This window comes from Paenibacillus terrigena DSM 21567, assembly GCF_000374845.1.
In the GTDB taxonomy this organism is placed as follows: domain Bacteria; phylum Bacillota; class Bacilli; order Paenibacillales; family Paenibacillaceae; genus Paenibacillus_K; species Paenibacillus_K terrigena.
In genome coordinates this window covers 202,600-225,460 of the sequence record NZ_KB895413.1, presented here as the reverse complement: position 1 = coordinate 225,460, position 22,861 = coordinate 202,600, and the positions used below count along the sequence as shown (strand labels likewise).

27 protein-coding genes are annotated in these 22,861 nt (G+C 46.7%); 1 reads left to right on the top strand and 26 read right to left on the bottom strand.

Features of this window, described 5'->3' with window-relative positions; all coding sequences use genetic code 11:
- Positions 1-42 precede the first annotated feature (42 nt).
- The 26 genes from spoIVB to C558_RS0104885 form a co-directional block, all read right to left on the bottom strand.
- A complete protein-coding gene (spoIVB, locus tag C558_RS0105010; protein WP_018755143.1) occupies positions 43-1,371 on the bottom strand; it encodes a SpoIVB peptidase in 1,329 nt (442 codons plus the stop codon).
- 107 nt (positions 1,372-1,478) lie between these two features.
- Positions 1,479-3,200 (bottom strand): DNA repair protein RecN, encoded by a 1,722-nt coding sequence (recN, locus tag C558_RS0105005; RefSeq protein ID WP_018755142.1) that lies wholly within the window; start codon positions 3,198-3,200, stop codon positions 1,479-1,481.
- 24 nt (positions 3,201-3,224) lie between these two features.
- On the bottom strand, positions 3,225-3,674 hold the full coding sequence (gene ahrC, locus C558_RS0105000) for a transcriptional regulator AhrC/ArgR (protein ID WP_018755141.1): 450 nt from the start codon (positions 3,672-3,674) through the stop codon (positions 3,225-3,227).
- A gap of 8 nt (positions 3,675-3,682) precedes the next feature.
- Positions 3,683-4,141 carry a hypothetical protein gene (locus tag C558_RS0104995; protein WP_018755140.1) on the bottom strand — a complete coding sequence of 153 codons (459 nt, stop codon included), beginning with the start codon at positions 4,139-4,141 and terminating at the stop codon, positions 3,683-3,685.
- An 86-nt stretch (positions 4,142-4,227) separates the two neighbouring features.
- Positions 4,228-5,082, bottom strand: coding sequence for a TlyA family RNA methyltransferase (locus C558_RS0104990; protein ID WP_018755139.1), 855 nt, complete (start codon positions 5,080-5,082; stop codon positions 4,228-4,230).
- 14 nt (positions 5,083-5,096) lie between these two features.
- The gene (gene dxs, locus C558_RS0104985; protein WP_040674477.1) at positions 5,097-6,986 is read right to left on the bottom strand and encodes a 1-deoxy-D-xylulose-5-phosphate synthase; all 1,890 of its coding nucleotides are present in this window, start codon (positions 6,984-6,986) and stop codon (positions 5,097-5,099) included.
- 1 nt (position 6,987) lies between these two features.
- A complete protein-coding gene (locus C558_RS0104980; RefSeq protein ID WP_018755137.1) occupies positions 6,988-7,593 on the bottom strand; it encodes a hypothetical protein in 606 nt (201 codons plus the stop codon).
- A gap of 716 nt (positions 7,594-8,309) precedes the next feature.
- Positions 8,310-9,245, bottom strand: a complete 936-nt coding sequence (locus C558_RS0104975) for a polyprenyl synthetase family protein (protein ID WP_083927092.1) — start codon at positions 9,243-9,245, stop codon at positions 8,310-8,312.
- On the bottom strand, positions 9,223-9,492 hold the full coding sequence (gene xseB, locus C558_RS0104970; RefSeq protein WP_018755135.1) for an exodeoxyribonuclease VII small subunit: 270 nt from the start codon (positions 9,490-9,492) through the stop codon (positions 9,223-9,225). The genes C558_RS0104975 and xseB overlap by 23 nt, the downstream gene beginning before the upstream one ends.
- Complete coding sequence (gene xseA, locus C558_RS0104965) at positions 9,485-10,843, bottom strand: exodeoxyribonuclease VII large subunit (protein ID WP_018755134.1); 1,359 nt, start codon at positions 10,841-10,843, stop codon at positions 9,485-9,487. The genes xseB and xseA overlap by 8 nt, the downstream gene beginning before the upstream one ends.
- An 11-nt stretch (positions 10,844-10,854) precedes the next feature.
- The gene (gene folD, locus C558_RS0104960; RefSeq protein WP_018755133.1) at positions 10,855-11,712 is read right to left on the bottom strand and encodes a bifunctional methylenetetrahydrofolate dehydrogenase/methenyltetrahydrofolate cyclohydrolase FolD; all 858 of its coding nucleotides are present in this window, start codon (positions 11,710-11,712) and stop codon (positions 10,855-10,857) included.
- Between the two features lie 111 nt (positions 11,713-11,823).
- Positions 11,824-12,270 (bottom strand): transcription antitermination factor NusB, encoded by a 447-nt coding sequence (gene nusB / locus C558_RS0104955; RefSeq protein ID WP_018755132.1) that lies wholly within the window; start codon positions 12,268-12,270, stop codon positions 11,824-11,826.
- 152 nt (positions 12,271-12,422) lie between these two features.
- Complete coding sequence (locus C558_RS0104950; protein WP_018755131.1) at positions 12,423-12,653, bottom strand: DUF2273 domain-containing protein; 231 nt, start codon at positions 12,651-12,653, stop codon at positions 12,423-12,425.
- Positions 12,654-12,666: 13 nt separating this feature from the next.
- On the bottom strand, positions 12,667-13,206 hold the full coding sequence (gene amaP, locus C558_RS0104945; RefSeq protein WP_018755130.1) for an alkaline shock response membrane anchor protein AmaP: 540 nt from the start codon (positions 13,204-13,206) through the stop codon (positions 12,667-12,669).
- A gap of 110 nt (positions 13,207-13,316) precedes the next feature.
- A complete protein-coding gene (locus tag C558_RS0104940) occupies positions 13,317-13,724 on the bottom strand; it encodes an Asp23/Gls24 family envelope stress response protein (protein WP_018755129.1) in 408 nt (135 codons plus the stop codon).
- A 140-nt stretch (positions 13,725-13,864) separates the two neighbouring features.
- Positions 13,865-15,208 (bottom strand): acetyl-CoA carboxylase biotin carboxylase subunit, encoded by a 1,344-nt coding sequence (accC, locus tag C558_RS0104935; protein ID WP_018755128.1) that lies wholly within the window; start codon positions 15,206-15,208, stop codon positions 13,865-13,867.
- Positions 15,209-15,226: 18 nt separating this feature from the next.
- Positions 15,227-15,715 (bottom strand): acetyl-CoA carboxylase biotin carboxyl carrier protein, encoded by a 489-nt coding sequence (gene accB / locus C558_RS0104930; RefSeq protein WP_018755127.1) that lies wholly within the window; start codon positions 15,713-15,715, stop codon positions 15,227-15,229.
- Between the two features lie 142 nt (positions 15,716-15,857).
- Positions 15,858-16,631, bottom strand: coding sequence for a SpoIIIAH-like family protein (locus tag C558_RS0104925; RefSeq protein ID WP_018755126.1), 774 nt, complete (start codon positions 16,629-16,631; stop codon positions 15,858-15,860).
- Positions 16,632-16,661: 30 nt separating this feature from the next.
- The gene (gene spoIIIAG, locus C558_RS0104920; protein ID WP_018755125.1) at positions 16,662-17,303 is read right to left on the bottom strand and encodes a stage III sporulation protein AG; all 642 of its coding nucleotides are present in this window, start codon (positions 17,301-17,303) and stop codon (positions 16,662-16,664) included.
- A 37-nt stretch (positions 17,304-17,340) separates the two neighbouring features.
- Positions 17,341-18,111, bottom strand: coding sequence for a stage III sporulation protein AF (spoIIIAF, locus tag C558_RS32370; protein WP_018755124.1), 771 nt, complete (start codon positions 18,109-18,111; stop codon positions 17,341-17,343).
- A 34-nt stretch (positions 18,112-18,145) separates the two neighbouring features.
- Positions 18,146-19,339 (bottom strand): stage III sporulation protein AE, encoded by a 1,194-nt coding sequence (gene spoIIIAE, locus C558_RS0104910; RefSeq protein ID WP_018755123.1) that lies wholly within the window; start codon positions 19,337-19,339, stop codon positions 18,146-18,148.
- Positions 19,340-19,358: 19 nt separating this feature from the next.
- Positions 19,359-19,748, bottom strand: a complete 390-nt coding sequence (gene spoIIIAD, locus C558_RS0104905; protein WP_026263728.1) for a stage III sporulation protein AD — start codon at positions 19,746-19,748, stop codon at positions 19,359-19,361.
- Between the two features lie 8 nt (positions 19,749-19,756).
- The gene (gene spoIIIAC, locus C558_RS0104900; protein ID WP_018755121.1) at positions 19,757-19,960 is read right to left on the bottom strand and encodes a stage III sporulation protein AC; all 204 of its coding nucleotides are present in this window, start codon (positions 19,958-19,960) and stop codon (positions 19,757-19,759) included.
- A 54-nt stretch (positions 19,961-20,014) separates the two neighbouring features.
- On the bottom strand, positions 20,015-20,536 hold the full coding sequence (gene spoIIIAB, locus C558_RS0104895) for a stage III sporulation protein SpoIIIAB (RefSeq protein WP_018755120.1): 522 nt from the start codon (positions 20,534-20,536) through the stop codon (positions 20,015-20,017).
- On the bottom strand, positions 20,529-21,530 hold the full coding sequence (gene spoIIIAA / locus C558_RS0104890; protein ID WP_018755119.1) for a stage III sporulation protein AA: 1,002 nt from the start codon (positions 21,528-21,530) through the stop codon (positions 20,529-20,531). Before spoIIIAA ends, spoIIIAB begins: the two co-directional genes overlap by 8 nt.
- 76 nt (positions 21,531-21,606) lie before the next feature.
- Positions 21,607-21,873: a YqhV family protein gene (locus C558_RS0104885; RefSeq protein ID WP_018755118.1), complete on the bottom strand. Its 267-nt coding sequence runs from the start codon at positions 21,871-21,873 to the stop codon at positions 21,607-21,609.
- A gap of 164 nt (positions 21,874-22,037) precedes the next feature.
- Here C558_RS0104885 and comA point away from each other — a divergent pair, with 164 nt between their 5' ends.
- On the top strand, positions 22,038-22,856 hold the full coding sequence (comA, locus tag C558_RS0104880) for a phosphosulfolactate synthase (protein ID WP_018755117.1): 819 nt from the start codon (positions 22,038-22,040) through the stop codon (positions 22,854-22,856).
- The last annotated feature ends 5 nt before the right edge of the window (positions 22,857-22,861 follow it).

Below are 22,861 nucleotides of genomic sequence, written 5' to 3'. Positions count from 1 at the left end.
ACAACAACGTTCGTTTCAATTCGACAAAAAATCTTAAGGCTGCTAGCTCGCCTTAAGATTTGTGTTCGAGGATCGCAGCATCACACCTGCGTCCTGCAGCATCCATTCAATAAAGCATCCATAGCCGGATTTCGGATCATTTACAAATACATGTGTTACGGCACCGATCAGCTTCCCATTTTGAATAATCGGACTACCGCTCATGCCTTGTACGATCCCGCCTGTCTTATCAATTAAACGTGGGTCAGTAATCCGGATAACCATCCCTTTGGTCGCAGGACTCGACTGATGTGTGACATGCGCAATTTCGATATCAAAGCGTTCTACCTGCTGACCGTCAATAACGGTAAGGATCTGGGCAGGACCGATTTTCACATCCTCTGCAAAAGCAACCGGAATACCTTCCTTAAATAAGCTGTGATCAGGATTTTCTTTCATTTTGCCAAAAATACCGAAATGCGTATTTCGCTCGACATTCCCAAGAACTTTACTCTCTTTGAGGAAATAAGCTTTTTTCTCACCGGGTTCCCCATTCTGGCTCTTAGAAATGGAGGTGACGTTCGACTGAACAATTTCTCCGTCCCCAACAACAATCGGTGTCTGCGTATCCATGTCAGTGATGACATGCCCTAATGCACCGAATACACCTTGATCAGGAGCATAAAACGTCAGCGTTCCTACACCAGCTGCAGAGTCCCGGATATAGAGTCCAAGACGCCATGTCTTCTCTTCTACATCATAAGCGGGTGTTAATTGGGTTGTAAACTCGGACTGATTCCGCTTAATCGTCAGTTCAATCGGTTGTTTGGATTCCCCAGCAGCAGTAACAACAGGTGCTACTTTGGTGACATCATTCAGGAATTTCCCATTCATTCGAGTAATCAAATCACCCATTTGAATGTTTGCATCCTCACCAGGAGACACTTTACGCTGACCATTCACAGCAACCAGATGATGCCCGACAACCAGAATACCGGCTGATTTTACTTTGACACCAATCGTCTGCCCGCCAGGAATGACCTTCAAATCAGGCACAACATTCACTTTAACGGTCTTCAGTGGAATCTTGCCAAATAAGCGAAGCTTTAATTCCGCTTGACCGCTTTGCTGTGTCTTGAGACGAATTGGCTCCCTCAGGGAGACGTTCAAAGACGGCTGTGCTGTTCCATTGACCGAAATGATATCGGGGTGATCAATCACCGCCTGGGCCATTACCGGCATATTCAGCCGAAGTTCCTTTTGCTGTCCCGAGAATAACCTAATTTCACTCGGAAACGTCGAGAAATACTGAAAAGGTGCCGTTGTACTAAGCATACAAACGAAGAAGACAAGTAAAAGACCAAGAAATCTTTTGCTCTGCTTGGAGTTCAAGGTGTCACACGCTCCCTTTCCTTCTATCGCTTGACGAGAAAGGTTGTCGCCAATTGCGTACCTTTAAGATAACCTTGGCTAGAGCGTTTTATTACTGCAAATGATTCCTAGACCGCTTTCCTTGTATCCGCTAAAATTAACATTTCTTGTGCGTGATGCAGCGTTTTTTCGGTGATTTCCACGCCGCCGAGCATCCGTGCCAACTCCTTGATCCGACCCTCTTCCACAAGTTCTTCAACCTGTGTCATCGTGCGCCCTTCAACGACAATCTTCTGAATTAAATAATGATGATCTGCCATACATGCCACCTGTGGCAAATGTGTAATCGAGAATACCTGACACTGACGGGATAAGGATGACATTTTCTCAGCGATCGATTGTGCAGCGCGACCACTAACTCCTGTATCCACTTCGTCGAATACCAAGACAGGAACACGATCAATCGTGGCAAAAATCGATTTCAACGCAAGCATCATCCGGGACAATTCCCCACCTGACGCAATTTTATGTAATGAACGTAAAGGTTCTCCAGGGTTCGGAGAAATCAGGAACTCCGCCGAATCATATCCATGTTTCGTAAATCTTACAGGTACCCCATCGACATCAAGACCGTCAGGGGCTTCCATTCGTTCCAATTTAACCTCAAGCCGCGTACGCTCCATCTGGAGGCTCTTGAGCTCCGCTTCCATCTCAGAGGCTAATTGTTCAGCACATTGCTTACGAAGCCCGCTAAGCTGTCCTGCAAGCTTAACAAGCTGTACAAATTCTTGATCCACTTGCTGCTGCAGTTTCTGGATCATTTCATCTTTATTCTCAATCATGTCCGTTTCTTTACGGATTCGTTCCAGATAGTTCAAGATCTCTTCCACATTGTCCCCATATTTCCGACGGAAAGATGAGATCAGATCAAGACGCTGCTCTACTTCTTCAAGCCGTATCGGGTTGATTTCGATCTCTTCACGATAATCCCGCAGTTGAAAGGCGACATCCTCAATTTGATAAAAGGCGGACTGGAGCTGCTCCACAATCGGTCCAAGCCGCTGTGAATCGAAGGCCATAATATCCTCTAATTTGGAGACAGCCTTACCGAGTGCATCCAAACCTTTATTACCATAGACTTGTCCATAGGCGTCGTTTACGGAATCCATCATCCGTTCCGCATTCGCAAGCTTGCGTTTTTCCTCCGCTAACAATTCATCTTCACCGATCTTGAGTCCAGCATTCGATATTTCTTCGATCTGGAACCGATATAGATCAAGCATCTGATAGGCCTTCTGGCTGGAATCCTCGAGCTCCTGCAGCTCTCTACGTAACTTAGAATGACGAGCATAGACCTGCTGATACGCATCCTTCACAGGTCCGATGGTCGCTTCACCGAACGTATCCAGCAAAGATAAATGCTTATCGACCTTCAGGAGCGATTGATGTTCATGCTGACCATGAATATTCACCAAATGCTCACCGATCTCTCGCAGCATCGATAAATTCACCAGCTGTCCATTAATGCGGCTCATGCTCTTTCCTTGCGAGCTGAGCTCACGACGAATCACCAAATGCTCCTCAGCTGACGCCATGATGCCTAGATTCGCCATCACGGACCATACCGGATGATCGGGAGGCAGTTCGAACAGCGCCTCAACTTCGGCCTTATCACACCCATACCGCACCAAATCTGCTGAACCACGTCCGCCGATGACTAAACTTAACGCATCAATGATGATCGATTTACCTGCACCGGTCTCCCCTGTCAGTACATGAAACCCGTTATGAAAAGAGACGGTCACCGCCTCGACCACCGCAAGATTTCGTATTGATACAGCCGCTAACATCCGGCCACCCCCAACTTAAGAAAATTATGAAATAAAGGACATGATTTGCCCGACGATCTTATCACTATCTTCTTTCGTGCGACAAATGATCAACATCGTGTCATCCCCACAAATCGTCCCCATAATCTCAGTCCATTCAAGATTGTCCATAAGGACGGCAATCGAGTTCGCCGTTCCTGGCAAACACTTCATAACGATCAGGTTATTCGTCGAATCAATATGTACAAAGTTGTCGACGAGCGCCCGCTTTAGTTTCTGTACCGGATTGAAGCGTTGATCTGTTGGCAATGAATATTTATACCGCCCATCATCCATCGGTACTTTAATCAAATGCAATTCTTTCATATCTCTAGATACCGTCGCTTGTGTCACATGAAATCCCGAAGACCGTAATGCCTCGACCAGATCGTCCTGCGTCTCAATTTCTCGGTTCGTTATAATTTCACGAATTTTGATATGACGATTTCCCTTCATAAAATCCCTCACTCTTCTTCAAGTTGAAAATGAATTTGTTGTAATTGCTGTTCCTTCTCATCTACATATAGGATCCCATCAATATCACTGTACAGCAGAAAATAAGGCAACAGCCGATCTCTCACGCTGCTGGCTGTCCACTCGATGGGTTTACGATCGCGAGCAACCTTTACAATGTAGGTCTGTCCATCTCGCCTCGCTACGTAATCCACGAATAACCGGCTATCTAATTGTATATCATTCACAAGAAAATAAAATGGGATTCGAACCTTACCACCGATGATCTCATAACCATCCTGTTCCATCAATTGGAATGCGACGGTGTTCTCATTCATTTCGGTATGGATTGGCACGCTTGAGTAGTTCGTACGAAGTGGGGAATGCAGCCATCTTCTAAGTCCAAAATAAGCCCATAATACAGCGATTACCACGATACCGACCATGACAATTTCATCACTGTGTCCCATTACGAATCACCTCGAGAATATATTCGAGGCTACGGATCGATTTCCTTTTTTTTCGAGGAGGATTGGGCCTTTCAAACAAAAGAAACTCACCCTTTGGTGGATGAGTTTCCTGTAAACGTGTTCGCTGCTTCTTGGACGACAGCCGCAATTCTCGCTGCATCCAACGGTTCAGCCTCGCCCTGCACATCGGATGGTCTCTTCCATTCCCAACATGCCAGGAATTCAATATTCCCTTCACCACCCGTAATGGGGGAGAAGGTTAAGCCTTGCAGCCTAAATCCTAATCCGGCCGCGTACGTCAAAATCGAAGTCAGCACTTCTTCATGAACTTTCGGTTCACGCACGACGCCTGACTTCCCGACTTTCTCACGCCCCGCTTCGAATTGCGGCTTAATCAGTGCCACAACTTGTGCTGGCTCCTCAAGCAATTCAATGAGTGGCGGAAGGATAATCTTCAGGGAGATGAAAGATACATCAATGGATGCCATATTCGGCCGCGGCCCCTTCAGATCTGCCGGTGTCGTATACCGGAAATTGGTGCGCTCCATGACATCAACACGTTCATGATTCCGCAGCGACCAGTCAAGCTGATTGTAGCCTACATCAATCGCATAGACATAGCTTGCGCCATGCTGCAATGCACAATCAGTAAATCCACCCGTCGAAGCACCGATATCCAGCATGACACGTCCGTTCATATCGATCTCAAAATAGCGCAGCGCCTTCTCTAGCTTCAGTCCGCCACGCCCCACATAGGGATGCAACTGGCCCTTCACACGAAGTTCAGTGGACCTAGGAATCTTCGACCCGGCTTTCTCTTGCCGTTCCCCATCTTTGTTAAATACGATACCCGCCATAATTGCGGCTTTCGCCTTCTCACGACTTTCAAAAAAACCTTGCTCAACGAGCAGAACGTCAATCCGTTCTTTCTGTTCAGACATTCATTTACCCTCTTCTACTTCGCACGCGACCGAATGCGCGGTTTCATATTCTTTATCTCAGCCATCACGTGTTCAACCGTAAGACCAACCTCTTGACGCTGCTCCTTCACACTACCGTGCTCTACGAAGTAATCTGGAATCCCCATGAGTTTGACACGCATATCGTAGATGTCATGTTCTGCGTAGTATTCCAGAATCGCGCTGCCGAGTCCACCCATTTGGGCGCTTTCTTCCATTACGATCAGATCTAACCGATCCTTGGCGAGCTGCTGCAGCATCGCGCCATCTAATGGTTTAATGAATCTTGCATTGATTACGCGAACATTCAGCCCTTCGCGTTTCAATTGCTCTGCGGCTTCAAGTGCAACTTGAACCATAGGACCAATTGCAGCAATCGCAAAGGATTCGCCATCACGCACAACTTCCCACTCACCGATCGGAATCGAAGTCATCACAGGATCATAGGCTACGCCAACACCATTCACACGTGGATAACGAACAGCGATTGGCCCGTCATTATAATCGACTGCCGTCTTCAGCATATGCCGAAGCTCGTTCTCGTCTTTCGGCATCATCATGACCATATTCGGGATATGGCGCATGAATGAGATATCGTAGACCCCTTGGTGCGTCTCGCCATCTGCACCAACGAACCCTGCACGGTCAATCGCGAAGATGACATTCGCATCCTGACGGCAAATATCATGCACGATTTGGTCATATGCACGTTGCATGAACGTCGAGTAAACCGCATAAATCGGTTTCAGTCCTTCCATTGCGATCGCGGCACACATAGTCGCAGCATGCTGCTCGGCAATGCCGACATCAATCATTCGATCAGGGAAGCGTGCTGCAAATTTCAGAAGTCCTGATCCGCTTGGCATCGCAGGGGTCACAGCAACGATCCGTGAATCTTGTTCCGCAAGTTCAATGATCGCCTCACTGAATACTTCCGTATACATCGGATTGCCTACAGCCTTCACGACTTGACCGGACTCGATTTTGTATGGCGTAATGCCATGCCATTTATGCGAATCTGCTTCTGCAGGAGAATAGCCTTTTCCTTTGGTCGTAAGGACATGGACAAGAACAGGTCCATTTACCTGACTTGCCTGCTTGAACGTATCTTGCAACGATTCGAGATCATGCCCATCCACAGGACCCAGATATGTAAACCCGAGTTCCTCGAACAGCACACCGGATACAACGAGATATTTCAGGCTGTCTTTCAGACGTTCTGCCGTCTTCGCTAGCGCCCCGCCAATTGCAGGAATTTTTTTCAAGAAACTTTCAAGTTCTTCTTTGGCGCGCTTATATGTTTTGTCCGAACGAATTTTACCTAAGTAATGATGCATCGCGCCAACATTCGGGGCGATCGACATTTCATTGTCATTCAACACAACAATCAAATTCTTCTTCTCATGCCCAATGTGATTGAGCGCTTCAAACGCCATCCCGCCGGTTAACGCACCATCACCAATCACAGCAATGACACGGTTATTTTCCCCTTTAAGATCACGCGCAGTCGCCATACCCATTGCTGCTGACAAAGAAGTACTGCTATGCCCTGCTTCCCATACGTCATGTTCACTCTCTGAACGCTTGACGAAGCCACATAATCCTTTATACTTGCGAAGCGTATCGAATTGTTCTCTACGACCTGTTAGTATTTTGTGCACATAAGCTTGATGCCCAACATCAAAAATAATTTTATCTTTCGGACTATCAAACAAGTAGTGCAAAATAACCGTGAGCTCGACTACACCCAAATTCGGCGCAAGATGTCCCCCTGTGACCGATAGTTTCTCGATCAAAAATTGACGAATCTCTCCCGACAATTGAGCGAGCTCCTCAACCGAACACTTCTTTAAATCGTTTGGTTGATTAATCTGTTCGAGTAACACGTTATTTTCCTCGCTTTCCATTGTTCGGTTTGCTTTTTTTCTTCGTGAAAATTCGAATGTGGAGTCTTCGTTCCAGTAGATCGAAGAACTTCCCGATCGAGAGCACGATAGCCGTGGAGTAGTGAATCGCAAAACTTTTGCCAACCGCCTTACCTCCAACCGTGAGCGCAGATACTAATCCCGCAAACACAACGCTCGTGACCATTCGAAACATTTCATTGCCTTGATTCATGGAGAGAAGCAAATTACCGACGACGAGCGCGCTTGCAGCACCACTGATGACCCCCGTCATATCGCCGATGACGTCATTACAAATATTCGAAAATCGATCCGCATTTCGGATAATATAAATCCCTTGTCTTGAGCCCCTAACTCGCTCTGCAGCCATCGCGTGAAAAGGTTTCTCGCTCGCAGCCGCCGCTGCTAGGCCCATCATATCGAACACAATGCCAATCAAGATCAGCAGCAAGACGATGATGACGCCTACGCCAAATCCGACACCCGATAAAACCGTTGTAGAGATGACCGAGAAGATACAGGCCAATAGGAACGTAACAATAGAAATAAAAATACTCCATTTCATGGAGTGCTTCAATGAAAATTTCATTTCAATCTCTCCCTCTATAAGAAAGAGATGAGTGGTAACTTCGAGAGTAAACGCTGTGGCTTAGGTCCAGTAGGTTTTCCCAGACAGGTCTCCTTCACGTTGCCGATTAGGCGGTTTCCCTTTATGCCCATCTTGACGTCGTTGCCGAGCATCAGACTAGATTACCACTTAGTCCACACTATAATCCTCAAGAAGTCTCACGTACGCAAACAGTCTAGGAGTTTTCCTCAGCAATCCTGAACCGTTTCATATCCTCTTTTGCAGACGAACTTTCATGCAGCATCCGAAGGTTAACACTTTGGCCGAAGCGCTAGCCTCGTACACATCTGCAATCCCTGTGAATCCGCTCAAGGCAGGCTACGCTGCAAACAAGTCATCCTTAGATATTGCTTCTACTAATCCATAGATGAGTCAATCCCGACTCGCAATGCAGGTTCATACCCCAAGCCGTAGCAATTCATACGAGGATGTCTTGCCACATACTTGGGCCTCCGCGGAAGCGGGGTCAACGCCCACATGCCATTGTGGATCGCCCCACGACCTTAACTCCCAGCATCAACCCCCGACTGGGCGTCAGAAGCCAACACCAGGAACTTCATCGATGTGCCCTTTAGCGAATTTTTAGCCCCGCCTTCAGAAACGGTAGACTGACTAGAATACTGCACCACTCTACGTACGACTTATTATATCATAATACTGTATTTTATACGCAGCAATTAATGGTCGCGTTTCATTAAATAATCAGCTAGCTCGATTAGACGCTGTGGACTCGCTAGGTTCACGCCTTCAATTGCTTCCTTCGCTTCCCGTGTAAGGCGTTCAATTTCCACCTGAGATGCCTCAACACCGATAAAGTATGGATATGTCACCTTACTCTGCGCCACATCACTTTGCGTCTTTTTGCCAAGCTTCTGTTCATCTCCAATGAGGTCCAATACATCATCTTGAATCTGGAAAGCCAGCCCGATTTGTCGTCCGAAAGTCTCTAGTGCAGTGAGTTGTTCTTCCGACGCGCCTGCAACTCGGCCACCAGCACGTAGTGAGAATACGATCAAATCTCCTGTCTTATGGAGATGGATGTATTGCAGCTGTTCAAGCGATGTAATCCCCTGCTCGCCGATCATATCCGCTGCTTGTCCACCGACCATTCCCCTCGCGCCAGCAAGAACCGACAGTTCCTCAATGATTGCAAGCACTTGATCCGTTGGAACCTGATGCTTCCTTGATGCTTGAACCACTTGATGAAATGCATGTGTCAATAGCGCATCCCCGCCGAGTATGGCCATTGCTTCCCCATGCACTTTGTGATTCGTGAGTTTCCCACGTCTGTAATCATCGTTATCCATCGCCGGCAGATCATCATGAATTAACGAGTATGTATGAATCATCTCAATCGCACAGGCAACTGGCATAGCCGATGGAACAAGCTCTGCTCCACCCACAGCTTCGGCTGCTGCTAGAACAAGGATAGGACGAATTCGTTTTCCACCAGCAAGCAGGGAGTAACGCATCGACTCACGCAAAGAGGCAGGCATCTCCCAATCAAGGGGAATGCTGCCGGATAGAGCTTCTTCCACTGCTGCTCTGGATCTTGTCATATATTCTGTAAATTCTTCTGTCTCATTTAACTTAGCCAACAGTATCCCCCACATCGTCGGTTATTCCCGTGAAAGGTTTCTTGCGGAACTCCCCATTCTCTTCAACCAGTGCTTCGATTTTACGTTCAACTTGTTCGAGCTTCTGGCCGCAGAGCTGCGACATCATCATGCCCTCTTGGAATAACTCGATCGCTTTCTCGAGTGGCACGTCCCCGCTCTCGAGTTCTTCGACGATCAACTCAAGCTTCTGAATTGCTTCCTCGAAGCTTACTGGAGCTTCTTTCTCGACCTTCTTAGCCATGCATGTCCTCTCCTTTCATTGACCACACCTGACATTCCAATTGTCCGTCATTTACTTTCACATGGACCATGTCACCTGGCTGCACATCAGCAAGTGACTTAATCAAGCGCTTCTCCTGTTCGTCATAGACAAGACTATATCCACGCTGCATGACCTTGAGCGGACTGAGCGCATCAAGCTGCTTCATCCCAGTCATGAGCTTCAATTTCTGCTCCTTCAGCATCGCTTGCATCGATTGCAACAGCTGGTGCGTTTCTGACTGAACCCTTTTCCGGGCAAAAATAACTTGTTCCTGCGGATTACGTCTTACAAGACGATGCTGCAACTTCGACCAACGTTCATCGGACTTGCGCATCAACCCTTGCGTACGGTAATGAAGCTGTTCCGTCAGCCGATCAAGCCGCTCCGCATGCTGTAGCAAGTATTTACGGGGATGCACAAAGTAAGGAGAACGTCTCAATCGTTCAAGACGGTCACGCTCCTGCTGCATCCGCATGGCTAACGCATGCGCCATGCGTTGCTCAAGCCGGCGAAAATGCTGCTTCAGCTCCAAATGATGCGGCACTGCAAGCTCCGCAGCCGCTGTAGGCGTTGCCGCTCGCAGATCGGCCACAAAATCAGCAATCGTAAAATCAGTCTCATGCCCGACTGCAGAAATCACCGGAATGCCGGATGCATAAATCGCTCGCGCCACAATCTCTTCATTAAATGCCCATAACTCCTCTAAAGAACCTCCACCACGGCCTACGATCAATACATCGGCCTCTTGATGCCGATTCATCCCCTCAATCGCCTTCACAATGGAAGGTGCCGCTTGTGTCCCTTGAACGAGAACGGGATAAAGGAGAATCGGTACTGTAGGATAACGTCGTTGGAGTGTAATAATAATATCTCGAACGGCAGCACCTGTCGGCGAGGTAATGACTCCGATCGCTCTCGGGAACTTCGGCAGCGGTCGTTTCCGATGTGCCGCAAACAGTCCTTCTTCATCTAACTTCTTCTTCAATTGTTCGTAAGCAAGATATAAACTTCCGATCCCGTCCGGCTGCATATGTGTCGCATAAAATTGATACTGACCGTCTCGTTCATACACCGATACATTGCCCCGGGCAATAACCTTCGTCCCTTCCTTCGGACGGAAAGCCAGCCTCTGGTTGTGTGATGCGAACATGATCGATTTGATCCGACTGTCTGCATCCTTCAATGTGAAGTACATATGTCCGCTGGAATGGTGGGTAAAATTCGATATTTCCCCTCGAATCCAGACGTCCTGCATCAAATCATCTGATTCGAGCTTCATCCGAATATATCGATTCAGATCTTTAATGGATAATATGCGCTCTTCCGCCATCGACTTCACCCTTATTTCAGGCCGTGTGCTCTACGAGCCGCGATCAGCGTATTTTGCATCAGCATCGTGATGGTCATCGGACCAACACCACCTGGTACCGGTGTTACCGCTCCAGCTACTTCGAGCACATCTTCATAATCAACGTCACCCGCTAATTTGCCGTTATCCAGACGGTTCATACCTACATCAATGACAATCGCGCCCGGCTTCACGTACGTATGGTCAACGAAATTCGCACGGCCGATAGCAACAACAAGGATATCTGCTTGCTTCGTAATCTCGCGCATGTTCGATGTTCTGGAGTGACACATGGTCACTGTTGCATTCTCACGTTGGAGCAGCATCGATACGGGCTTGCCGACAATATTGCTGCGACCAATCACAACAGCATGTTTGCCCGCCATATCTGTACCTGTACGTTTAATTAACTCAATCACACCTGCAGGTGTACATGGCAGTAGACTGTCATCACCAATCATCAAGTTCCCCACATTAATCGGGTGGAACCCATCTACATCTTTCTCAACGGCAATTGCATCAATAACCGATTTCTCATGAATGTGCTTCGGCAATGGCAATTGTACGAGAATGCCATGAATGTCCGCTTGGTTATTCAACTGATCGATCAAGGCGAGTAATGCCTCTTCCGTTGTCGTATCAGGTAGACGATGAACTTCGGAATAGTATCCTAACTCGATGCATGCTTTTTCTTTACTACCTACATATACTTTCGATCCTGGGTCTTCTCCAACGAGTATGACCGCAAGCCCTGGCTCGATACCTTGCTTCTTCAGACCAACAACTTCTTCTTGAATTTGTCCTCGAATGGACTCGGATACGGCTTTACCATCAATTTTTACAGCTGTCATGGTTTTCTCTCCCCTTCATGTCAATCGCGAATCAATTGGTTTTTTGATCTGTCAACAAAGCTTTGAAACACTTGTACTACTCACACTTTGTTTACACAATGAAAAAGCCAATTAATTGGCTTTAATCTGCTCTAGCTCACGAATCATCTTCCCTAGAACACCGTTCACGAACTTACCGGATTCATCAGTACCAAAATGCTTGGCCAAATCAATCGCTTCATTCACGACAACCTTCGGCGGTACGTCTTCGCTGAATACCATCTCAAAGCATGCGAGGCGCAAAATTTGACGATCAACACGTGATAGACGGTCCATCTGCCAGTTCTTCAAGTATTCGGACAACAGCTGATCGATCCGTTCTTTGTTCGTCCAGGTGCCATGAACTAGACTTAAAACATAGGTGTTCATTTCGCTGAAATTGCGAATCTCAATCTCAGTCTCGTTCTCCTCTTTCACTTCGGTAAGCACCATGGCTACTGCTTCTTCGGCTGCCACACCGTTCATTTCCATCTGGTATAAGCTCTGTACTGTAATTTCTCTAGCTAAGCGCCGCTTCATATTGTTCCTCCAAAAGTTATAATCGTCATCACGAATCCATCCATACGCTCTATCCTAGTATGGGTCGGTTGTGATATAAAAAAACCTATGAACAGCTCCTAATCCGATTCCATGGAAGGCGGAGTCACAAAATTAGGAGTCGCTCACAGGGTTCATTTAAACATGCTCCATCTGCCCGTCAGCCATTCCCATATCCGAGCCCATGGAAATAAGCTGCCCAGCTTCAAATCTCGTTGTTTGCCCAGGGTATACCCAATAAAAATAATCAATGCGAAGAACAGCATGTCCCAAAAACCGACGATAAAATAAATTAAGCCCAGAAAGATCCCTGCTGTTACTCCGAGTATGCGTCCCCCGTGACTTTCCCAAATCTGCTTCAACATTGGAAAATCACCTCTATTCTACTCTTGACTTAAAAGATTGTGTCTGAACAATATTCGCAATGAACACCGAAACCGTCGCCACCGGAATTCCTGTGACCTCCGTTACTTGCTCGCGAACCTGACGTTGAACTTCTTCAGTCATTTCTGGAATAGATGTATCGCCATCAACGAACGTGCGGATGATGAGTTCAAGACCCGCTTCAGAGACACGGATTTTCACTTTCAAATCTTTCACACCGCGGACTTTAGCTGCTGCTTTGAGCGCCAAGTTCTCAATCGTCTCCATCGAAATATGAATATCTCCATGTTCATTACGCAGATCAATCGATTGGTGATTTGTACGATCTCTTCGAACAGATATATAGAAGAACCGTAAACTAATTAGAATAATGACAGCCGCGACAGCGATGACAATATTATCAAGCCATAACTCCGTATCCATTAACAGTGATCGATCCAATACATTTGTAGCGTAGAGCACAGCGCAGACAGCAACAGCTCCAATGACGATACTATAGAAGAATAACAGGAGCCTGTCCAAAATTTTAATCATGCAAATGCATGCCTCCTTAAAATTAGAGCAAACCCCTGACGCATCATCGGCCCGGGGTTCTCCATTTGTAAAAGGTGACTCAGTCCAGCATAAAGCCATGGATGGCTGAATTACCTTACCCTTTGTTGTAATTCTTCTTCTTCAGGTTTCTCAGTTGTCTTAAAATGCACGCCATGGATATGTACGTTCACTTCTACAACATTAAGACCTGCCATCATCTCAATGGAATGCTTTACGCTGCGTTGAATTTCAGCAGATACTTCCGGAATGCGATGACCGTATTCCACGATGATGGACACGTCAACCGCAGCTTCACGTTGACCTACCTCTACTTTAACACCTTTGGATAAGTTCTTACGCCCTAATAATTCAACAATTCCACCTGCAAAGTCTCCGCTCATTCCAGCTACGCCGTTAACCTCAACCGTTGCTAAGCCAGCGATCACTTCAATAACTTCAGGAGCAATCTGTATTGAGCCTAAATCTGTCTTTTCATAATCCATAGGGATCATATTCATGAATGTAAGCACCTCCAATAAGTTCGCGATGCAGTTCCGATCTTTTCGCATCTTATTATACATACTATATCATTTAGCAGGAATTATGACAAACCTAGGCCTATCCCACTTCCTGCGCTCAAAGCCTGTATAACTCGCGATTAAACCTCGTAATCTTCAAGGAATTTAATATCGAAATCGCCATCAATAAACTTCGGATGCTCGAGTAGACGTTGATGGAATGGAATCGTCGTATGAATTCCTTCGATAGCAAATTCGCCGAGTGCACGCTTCATTTTGGCAATAGCTTCTTCACGTGTCGCTCCCCATACGATAAGCTTCGCAATCATGGAATCGTAATGCGGTGAAATCGTATAACCCGGATAAGCTGCGCTATCTACGCGAACGCCTAAGCCGCCCGGTGCAAGATAAAATGAAATATTCCCTGGTGATGGCATGAAATTACGATCTGGATCTTCTGCATTAATACGGCATTCAATCGACCATCCTTGGATCTCTATATCCTCTTGGCTAAATGATAACGGATTGCCTTCCGCAACCGAGATCATCTCCTTGATTAGATCCACGCCCGTAATCATCTCTGTTACCGGGTGCTCTACTTGAATCCGAGTATTCATTTCCATGAAATAGAATTCACCGTCTGGAGCAAGCAAGAATTCAAGCGTACCTGCGCCAGAATAGTTCACGGCAAGTGCTGCACGAACCGCTGCTTCCCCCATCTTAGACCGAACCTCAGGCGACAGCACTGAACACGGCGCCTCTTCAATGAGCTTCTGTCTACGACGCTGCACAGAGCAATCCCGCTCGCCGAGATGCACCGCATTGCCATGCTTATCAGCCATAATTTGAATCTCAACGTGCTTCATGCCCGTTAAGAACTTCTCTAGATAAACGCCGGCATTCCCGAAAGCTTTCTGCGCTTCCTGTTGTGCCATCGTAATTTGCTGAATTAAAGCTTCCTCGTTCTCTGCAAGACGGATTCCTTTACCACCACCGCCTGCCGTTGCTTTGATAATAACAGGATAGCCGATATCGCGAGCGATCATCATCGCTTCATCCATATCCTCAATTAATCCGTCCGAACCTGGAATAACAGGTACGTTCGCATCCTTCATGGTCTGCTTCGCAACAGCCTTGTCACCCATGCGACTAATCGCATCCGGCGATGGACCGATGAACGTCACATTACAAGAATCACAGATTTCTGCGAAGTCTGCATTCTCTGCCAAGAACCCGTATCCCGGATGGATGGCATCGCATTCTGTTAACGTAGCAACGCTCATAATGTTCGCCAAATTCAAATAACTATCTTTGGACAACGTAGGTCCAATGCAATAAGCTTCATCAGCTAATCTTACATGCAGCGAATCACGATCCGCTTCGGAATATACAGCAACGGTTGAAATTCCCATTTCACGCGCTGCACGAATAATACGAACCGCGATTTCACCGCGGTTAGCAATTAATATTTTCTGAAACTTCATGTTCGAGGGCCCTCCCTTTTATTCGGCTTTCACTAAGAAAAGAGGTTGTCCGAACTCAACCAATTGACCGTTCTCCACGAGCACTTCAACGATCTCGCCTTTTACTTCTGCTTCCAATTCATTCATTAATTTCATCGCTTCAATGATACATACAACCGACTTCTCCTTCACCTTATCGCCAACGCTTACAAAAGCGCCCGCTTCCGGACTAGAAGCACTATAGAACGTCCCTACCATCGGTGACACAATTTTATGTAGATTGCTATTCGTCTCTTGAGCTACAGGTGCAGCATCTGCTTGAACTTGAACCACTGGTGCAGTAGTCGCAGCAGGAACAACCTGTTGTTGATACGTTGGCTGAATCGGTGCAGCATGAACATTGACAACTTCGGTTTTACCTGGTTTGCGAATGAAAAGTCGTGTACCTTCGTTTTCAATTTCTAGCTCCTGAACGGATGTCTGATCAACTAACTTGATCAATTCTTTGATCTCGCTCAATTTAAACATGTATATATTCACTCCTTCAGCTTTGTTAACCCATTGGAAATAAACGGTACAGCCCTGACACTTATACCGTTAGTATTATATCATAAACCTTTAAAATGGAAAGAGCCCAGTTTTTCTGGACTCTCCGCATTTTCCTGCTAATTTATGGAGCTACGCGTTGTACGCTGACCTTGTCTTGCGTTACATTTAATTCTTTGACCAGCATGTCTACGATGTGTACGGCTTCGGCAATTTCCAGTTGATCGCTTGCAACAACAACTTTGAATTTATCTTTCTCCTGTTTGATCGCGGCTTTCCCAAATTCTTTGCGAAGCTCTTCTTCAATGGTTGTAATCTTTTGTTCTTGACTTTCGATTACCGTCATTTCTTGCTCTGCTTTGGTGTATTCATCAGGGGATTTGTTCATATCATTCACGATAGCTTGAAGCTTATCCATTTGTGCGCTGTAATTTTGATTCCGCTCTTGTTGTACCGCCGCGAGCGTATCCACCGTATTGGTTCCCTCTTTACTCAGCTCATCTAGAATCGCCTCATCTGTTTTATCGGATGCCAATACTTTGGAGTCTGCCGATGTTCCTGCTTTGGAATCCGTAGCCTTATCAGTCCCCTTCTTTGCATCAGATTCTGTTTTTTTGCCTTTGTCCGCCCCGCCATCTTTCGCTTTATTCGCATCTTTCGTTGCATTCAGGTTCGGATCTGTCACTTCATCCACCTTCACTTCGGTTAAACTGTCTGGCGTACCTTTCGTACTTGCTTCTGTTGCATTTTTCTTCGTCTGTTCGACTTGACTATTCTGCGCAACCTTATTCGTATTTGAGTTCGTGCTTGCTGGTTCTGTGAACAGATAGTACGCAGATAATACCACCATAATGCTGAGCATACTTACGAGCCAAATCGTTTGTCTTTTTGTATTCATTTTCATATTCCTCCTAAATAATTATTATCGTTATTGCGCTTGTTTGCGCGGGGCAACTGAAATTTTGGAATAGGGAACACTGAAGCCTTTCTCGATTGCATCAATAATCAGATTTTTTACAATGCGGTTCTCCGCACCCTTTGCTACAATGACAACCCCTCGTATTTTCGGTTTGACTCGTTTCACGATGGCAGGTGTCTGATTGCCTGATACTTCGAGCGTTACGATCTCACCATCGCGTGAATATTGCGTGACATGCCGTTTAGCGCCATTCGGGTCAGACTCTTCGGTGACCTGCTGACTGTCTTTCATTTGCTTCTGATACACAATTTCTTCTGTCGAATCAATCGTAACGACCGCTTCAACATCGCCAACACCGACGATATTCTCAAGAATGCTCTTCATCCGACTTTCCATCGCCTGTTCAATGGATGTGTACTGCGATGTATCTTCCGGCGTGGACACGGCAGATGTCGGCTGATCTCGCGGCGGTTCCCTTCCTTCATTCACGGAATCCACTTGCTTCACATTCATATGATTGAAGGCTGCGAAGAGGAGCAGACCAACGCCGATGAGTCCTAGAATCAGCAGCCAGCGGAAGGTCTGAACCCGTTTCGTTCCTCCAGGTCCACCGCCGACCCATTTCTCGATTGATTGCAGCCATTTCGCCATACATTTTCACCTCCAGTTTGGTTAGTCGTAAGATCTCTCAATGGAGCTTCGTATCTCGCCCCATAAAAATATTGATTCGATTCACGGAGACGCCCCAATTCGTCTTAAGGATGGCCACCGCACGATCGCTAAGAACTCGTTCTTCAGGTGTCGTCTGCTCTTCCACGGGATCTGCTTGTACTGGCGTCGCAGCATCTTCATTTGATCCGATTGGATCTAATTGAATGTCCACCTTCACCCCTTCAATCGGCTTCATCGCAGCGATTGGATCACCTGTTTCTTGTTGCTTCAATTCTTGCTCACGACTTGGATCAAAATAGACTTCGACGGATTGAATATTCGGTTTCTCCATTTCTACATTAATCTGCTCGGTCATCGTGGCTGACGGCTTCGTGTCCTGCGTTAAGTTGCCGATTTTCACATGAACCTGCGTGACATTCGATCCCGTCTCTTCTTCCAGTTGTGTCTTGATCTGCGCTGCCAACTGGGTCTCTACAGATTGAATCACTTTCTCCTCTTGCTTACGTTTGAGTCGATCCCCTTCGCGCATAATTTGATCCACGCCGACGAACTTCCTCCCCTGACTCGTCCGCTCACTCATCTCGGTGTAATTCTCTGCGAGTTGATCAGCGAAGCTGCTGCGGAATATCGATAAGATCGGCGTCATGATCGTTACTAGTATCAGCAAGCTGATGACCAACTTGACATATCGTTGCATGGAACGATTCGGCAGGATCAGATCAATGAACGTCGCGAGCAGGATAATGAAGATAATCTGCTTCAGCCAGCCACCTAGCCATTCCATCATGGATCATCGCTCCCTTGAGGCAATCGCTCTCGCTTCATCGCATCATCACCGTCACATTCGCTGCCGTCAGCATGATGGTGATCGCTAGGAAGAACATGAGACCGACCGCTGCCAGCGCCGCGAAGACGTAGATCATGCTTTTCCCAATCGTCTGCAAGCAGGTTACGATCGGACTATCTCCTAGCGGCTGCATCACGGCACCTGATATGTTGTAGATCAGCGCAAGCGTTAATATTTTGAGCGCTGGGAATGCGCAGAGGAACAAGATGATAATCACACCCACCAGGCCAATCGCATTCTTCACCAGCAGGGAAGCAGAGATTACGGTATCAGCGGCATCCGAGAACATTTTGCCGACGACGGGTACGAAGTTGCCTGTAATATATTTGGCTGTTCGGATCGTAACGCCATCAGCCGCTGCGCCTGTAAAGCCTTGTACGGAGATGACTCCAAGAAATACGGTAAGCAGAATCCCGAGTAAGCCTACACTAACGTTGCGAAGCAAATTCGCTAGATGGGTGACTTTGTACTTATCAGACAATGTACTAACGATGTGCAAGACAGCTGAGAAGAATAATAACGGGAAGACCACCGCATAGATCATGGTTCCAACCGTGTTAATCATGAATATAATCAGTGGATGCATGACAGATACCGTTACAACATTCCCCATGGAGGCGAGCAGTGTGAATAGTAATGGAATCATGGCCATCATGAAGTGAATCATGCTCTCGATTGCTTCTTTCGCATATCCAATCGCGACATTAAAGCTATTAATCGCGATGATGACAATGATCATGTACGAAATGGAATAAGCGACCTTACTCACTGCATTTCGTTCAAATGCGGTCTGCAGCGTCTCGAGAATCATACTGAATACGGTAAGGACCACGATGGTAACAAGCAGCTTGCCATTGTAGATGACTTCATGGAGCAGGAATTTCAACAGGCCTTGGAACGCATATTTCAGACTAAATCCTTTCCCTTCAGGTAGAAGCATGTCCATGAAGCTAGGCGACTGCTGATCTGGAAAAAACCCACCATACTGATTCATCAATTTGTCCCAATATTGCTCGATTTCACCCGTCGGCAAATCTTTGGCTTGGCTCTGAACCAACCCATCCATCGGCGCAGCTGCAACCAAGTGCGTGGTCCAACTAATGAAGAAGCAGAACATGAAGATTAACACCATGCGTAGCTTTGTATGATCTTCAATTCTTCGGATCATGGTTCCATCTCCATTTCATTTAGGCCGGCAGCAATTGAATGACCGTCTCGATGATGATGCTAATAATGGGAATCGCGAGCACCATGATCAGCACTTTTCCAGCAAGCTCGATCTTACTCGCAATACTCTCTTGCCCCGCATCTTTCACGATCTGCGCTCCGAATTCAGCGATATAAGCGATTCCGATAATCTTAAGAATCGTCTTCAAGTACACAAGTTGGATTCCCGAGCGTAGGGCCAAGTCTTCCAGCACTTGAATGACCGCTTCAATCTTCCCGATTAGGAACAAGAAAATCGCGATACCTGTGAAGGTGGTGATTAGAAAAGCGAACATCGGTTTCTGCTCTCTTACGATAAGAACGAGTACCGTAGCGATCAGTCCAAGGCCGACCATTTGAATCATTTCCATCTCATCACCTACTGAAAGAGAAAGATCGTCTTAATCTCTTGAAATAAATCATTGAGGAGCCGAACGACCATGAACAATACGACGACGAAGCCGATGACCGTCACCCAATGTGCCATATCCTCTTTGCCCATTTGCTTCAACACTGTATGAATCATTGCAATGATGATGCCGATTCCTGCAATTTGAAAAATTGCGCCTACATCTATGTTCATCCCTTTGGCACCTCTCCAAATCTACTTCTCTCTTATGCAGGTGGAAGTAGATTGTTAGTAGATCAAAATAACGATTAATGCACCGGCGAGAAGTCCGAGGCTTCTGCACATTTTCTCATAACGACCTTGTTCATTCTGTGCCGCTGCTTCTTCATGCTGCAATTGATTGATGGCAAGGCGTATATGCTTAATTTGGTCGTTCCTATCACTTGTTCCAAGGGTGAAGCCGAACTGATAGATGATATTCTTCTCACTCTGTTTCATCGCAGTGTGTTTCCACTGTTCTTCAACGGCGAACTGCCAACTCTCTTGGGCAGTGACGCTCGACCGATGATCCGTTAACCGCCTCGCGGCTTCTGTAAAAATCGACTTCAACGGATCTGTGAGCTGCTGCCCTATTTTACCCAGTGCATCCGCTAGCGGTGTGAAGCCGTACAGGATTTCCGTCTCCAATCGCTGAAGTGCCAAGATGAAGGCTCGAATTTGTTTCGGTCGGTTCGCGAATTGTGCCGCTTGATAGAAGCCGAATAAAGTTCCTGATACGATCACCAAAACAGCACCGATTAATTTAACCATCCATCCCGCCGCCCTTCATAGCTAGTCCATCGGGGTGCAGAAGTCTTCGTCTAGCATCATAGAAGCGTCTGCTCATCCCTCGACCAGAACGTCTGAGTACAACGTAAGACTGGAAGAGTTCGTCCGACATCAGCTTGTTCAGAACCGGTCTGCGGAGCACATCCTCGAGTTCTCCGCCGTGTGCGGTTGCAATGACTCGAATCCCTGCATGGAGTGCTTCACGAATGGCCTCTGCATCTTCAGGGCGGCCAATCTCATCGACGAGCATGACATCTGGTGACATCGAGCGAATCATCATCATCATCCCTTCGGCTTTCGGGCAACCATCCAGCACATCTGTTCTCGGGCCGACATCAAAGCTTGGTACACCTTTCATACAACCTGCAATCTCGGAACGTTCATCGACAACGCCTACCTTCAATCCCTTCCATTTCGCTTCTGGATGTCTCCACTGGCCAGTACTCATGAGCCGAGCCAAATCACGAATCAGGGTCGTCTTTCCATGTTGAGGCGGCGATACGATCAACGTGTGATTGACCGTCTGGTGCCGAAAATCGAGTAAGTAGGGAATAATAGAATCTCCAACACCCTGCATTTCACGGGCTATCCGAATATTGAAGCTTGTAATATCGCGTAAGTGATCGACATGTCCCTTCGTGAGTACGGCTCGTCCGGCAAGTCCAATCCGATGGCCGCCTTGAATTGTGATGTATCCCTTACGAAGTTCCTCTTCCATCGTGTACAAAGAATGGTTCGTGATGAAATCGAGCAGCCGATTGCCATCCTCTCTTGTTGGTCTGTATCCCTCATGTGGTACATCCGTTAACACCCCGCGCCGGCTTACGTAATGGAATTGCCCTGCATAATTCAGTTCCAAGGGGCGTTCCTGTCGCACGCGAACTTCTTCAATGCGATCAAGGATGGGCTCAGGCAATTTGCTCAACAACTCCTGAATACTACTTGGAAATATGGATACCCACGTTGTACTTTTCATCGAAAGAACCCCCATAGTTGTCCTAGCGTTTACCACATATGTATGCTTGTTCGAAGCTTTTATGCCTAATCTCGTCCTATTTTTTGAAGATTCCAAAAAGAATGAAGCTAATGCCGAGCAGTACCCAACCGATCTTATCCCACGAGAGCTTCTCCGCGACCCCAACAAATCCAATCGTGGTGGTTGTAATTAAGACGAGCGGTCCGACTAATGCAAGCGAACTATTCACGATCAATGCTTTCTCCACTTGATTAAATCGAAGCATCAGCAATGCTGCGATAATCTCGAGAGATCCTGAAATCATGCGAAGCGTTGCCATACTGAGTACAATCTTATTCAGCATTCCATACACCCCCTTCCTTCGATTTCATTTAATGTATGCACGCTTGTCTTCAAATAGGTCAACTCGTTCATGTCGAAATTAAGATTGGAATAGGCACCTGACTAGGAGAAGTCGCATATATTGCTTGCATGAATTCATTCAGGCAACATGAAGGAGCGTTGAATATGGAAGTCATAACTAGTCCGTGTTGGCATCCCCGTCTAGCGGATCCCTCCAATGTACGTATGCAAAAACCTAGAACAACAGGCAAAACAATGGTGATTGATAAGGGGCTTGGGCCGCGAGCATTCGAAGATTTGATGCACACCGTCGGTGGTTATATCGATATCCTCAAGCTTGGTTTCGGAACATCGCCGTTGTATCCTGTTGAGATTATTCGACAAAAAGCCGAGTTAGCCAAAAAGTACGGCATTTGTCTTATTCCGGGTGGAACTTTTCTTGAAGTTGCCGTACAGCAGGGTGTCGTATCTTCTTTCTTTGATACGATCGTGGATTTGGGATTTACAGGGGTAGAAGTCTCCGACGGTACAATCGATATCTCACGTCAGCTCCGAACGGAACTGATTGAGCGTGGAATCGATCAAGGACTTCATGTGTTCTCAGAATATGGGAAGAAATTAACAGGCCAGAGCATTGATTATACCGAGCTGTTAAATACAATCTATGAAGATCATGATCACGGCTCGGAGTTAATTACCATTGAGGGACGGGAGTCCGGGATGGGTGTAGGTATTTATAATGAGCAGGGTGATTGTAAAGAAGAGGAATTCGAACGGACGCTGCTGCATATACCCAATATGGACTGGGTATTGTGGGAAGCACCGCTGAAGAGCCAACAGCTCTATCTCATTCAGCAATTGGGTCCAAAAGTCAACCTCGGCAACATCCCTCCGCAAGAGGTTATGTCGCTTGAAGCGCTGAGACGGGGACTGCGATCCGACACGTTCGAGCTTCTACATCAATCCTACGATTATAGTATTTAACTTAT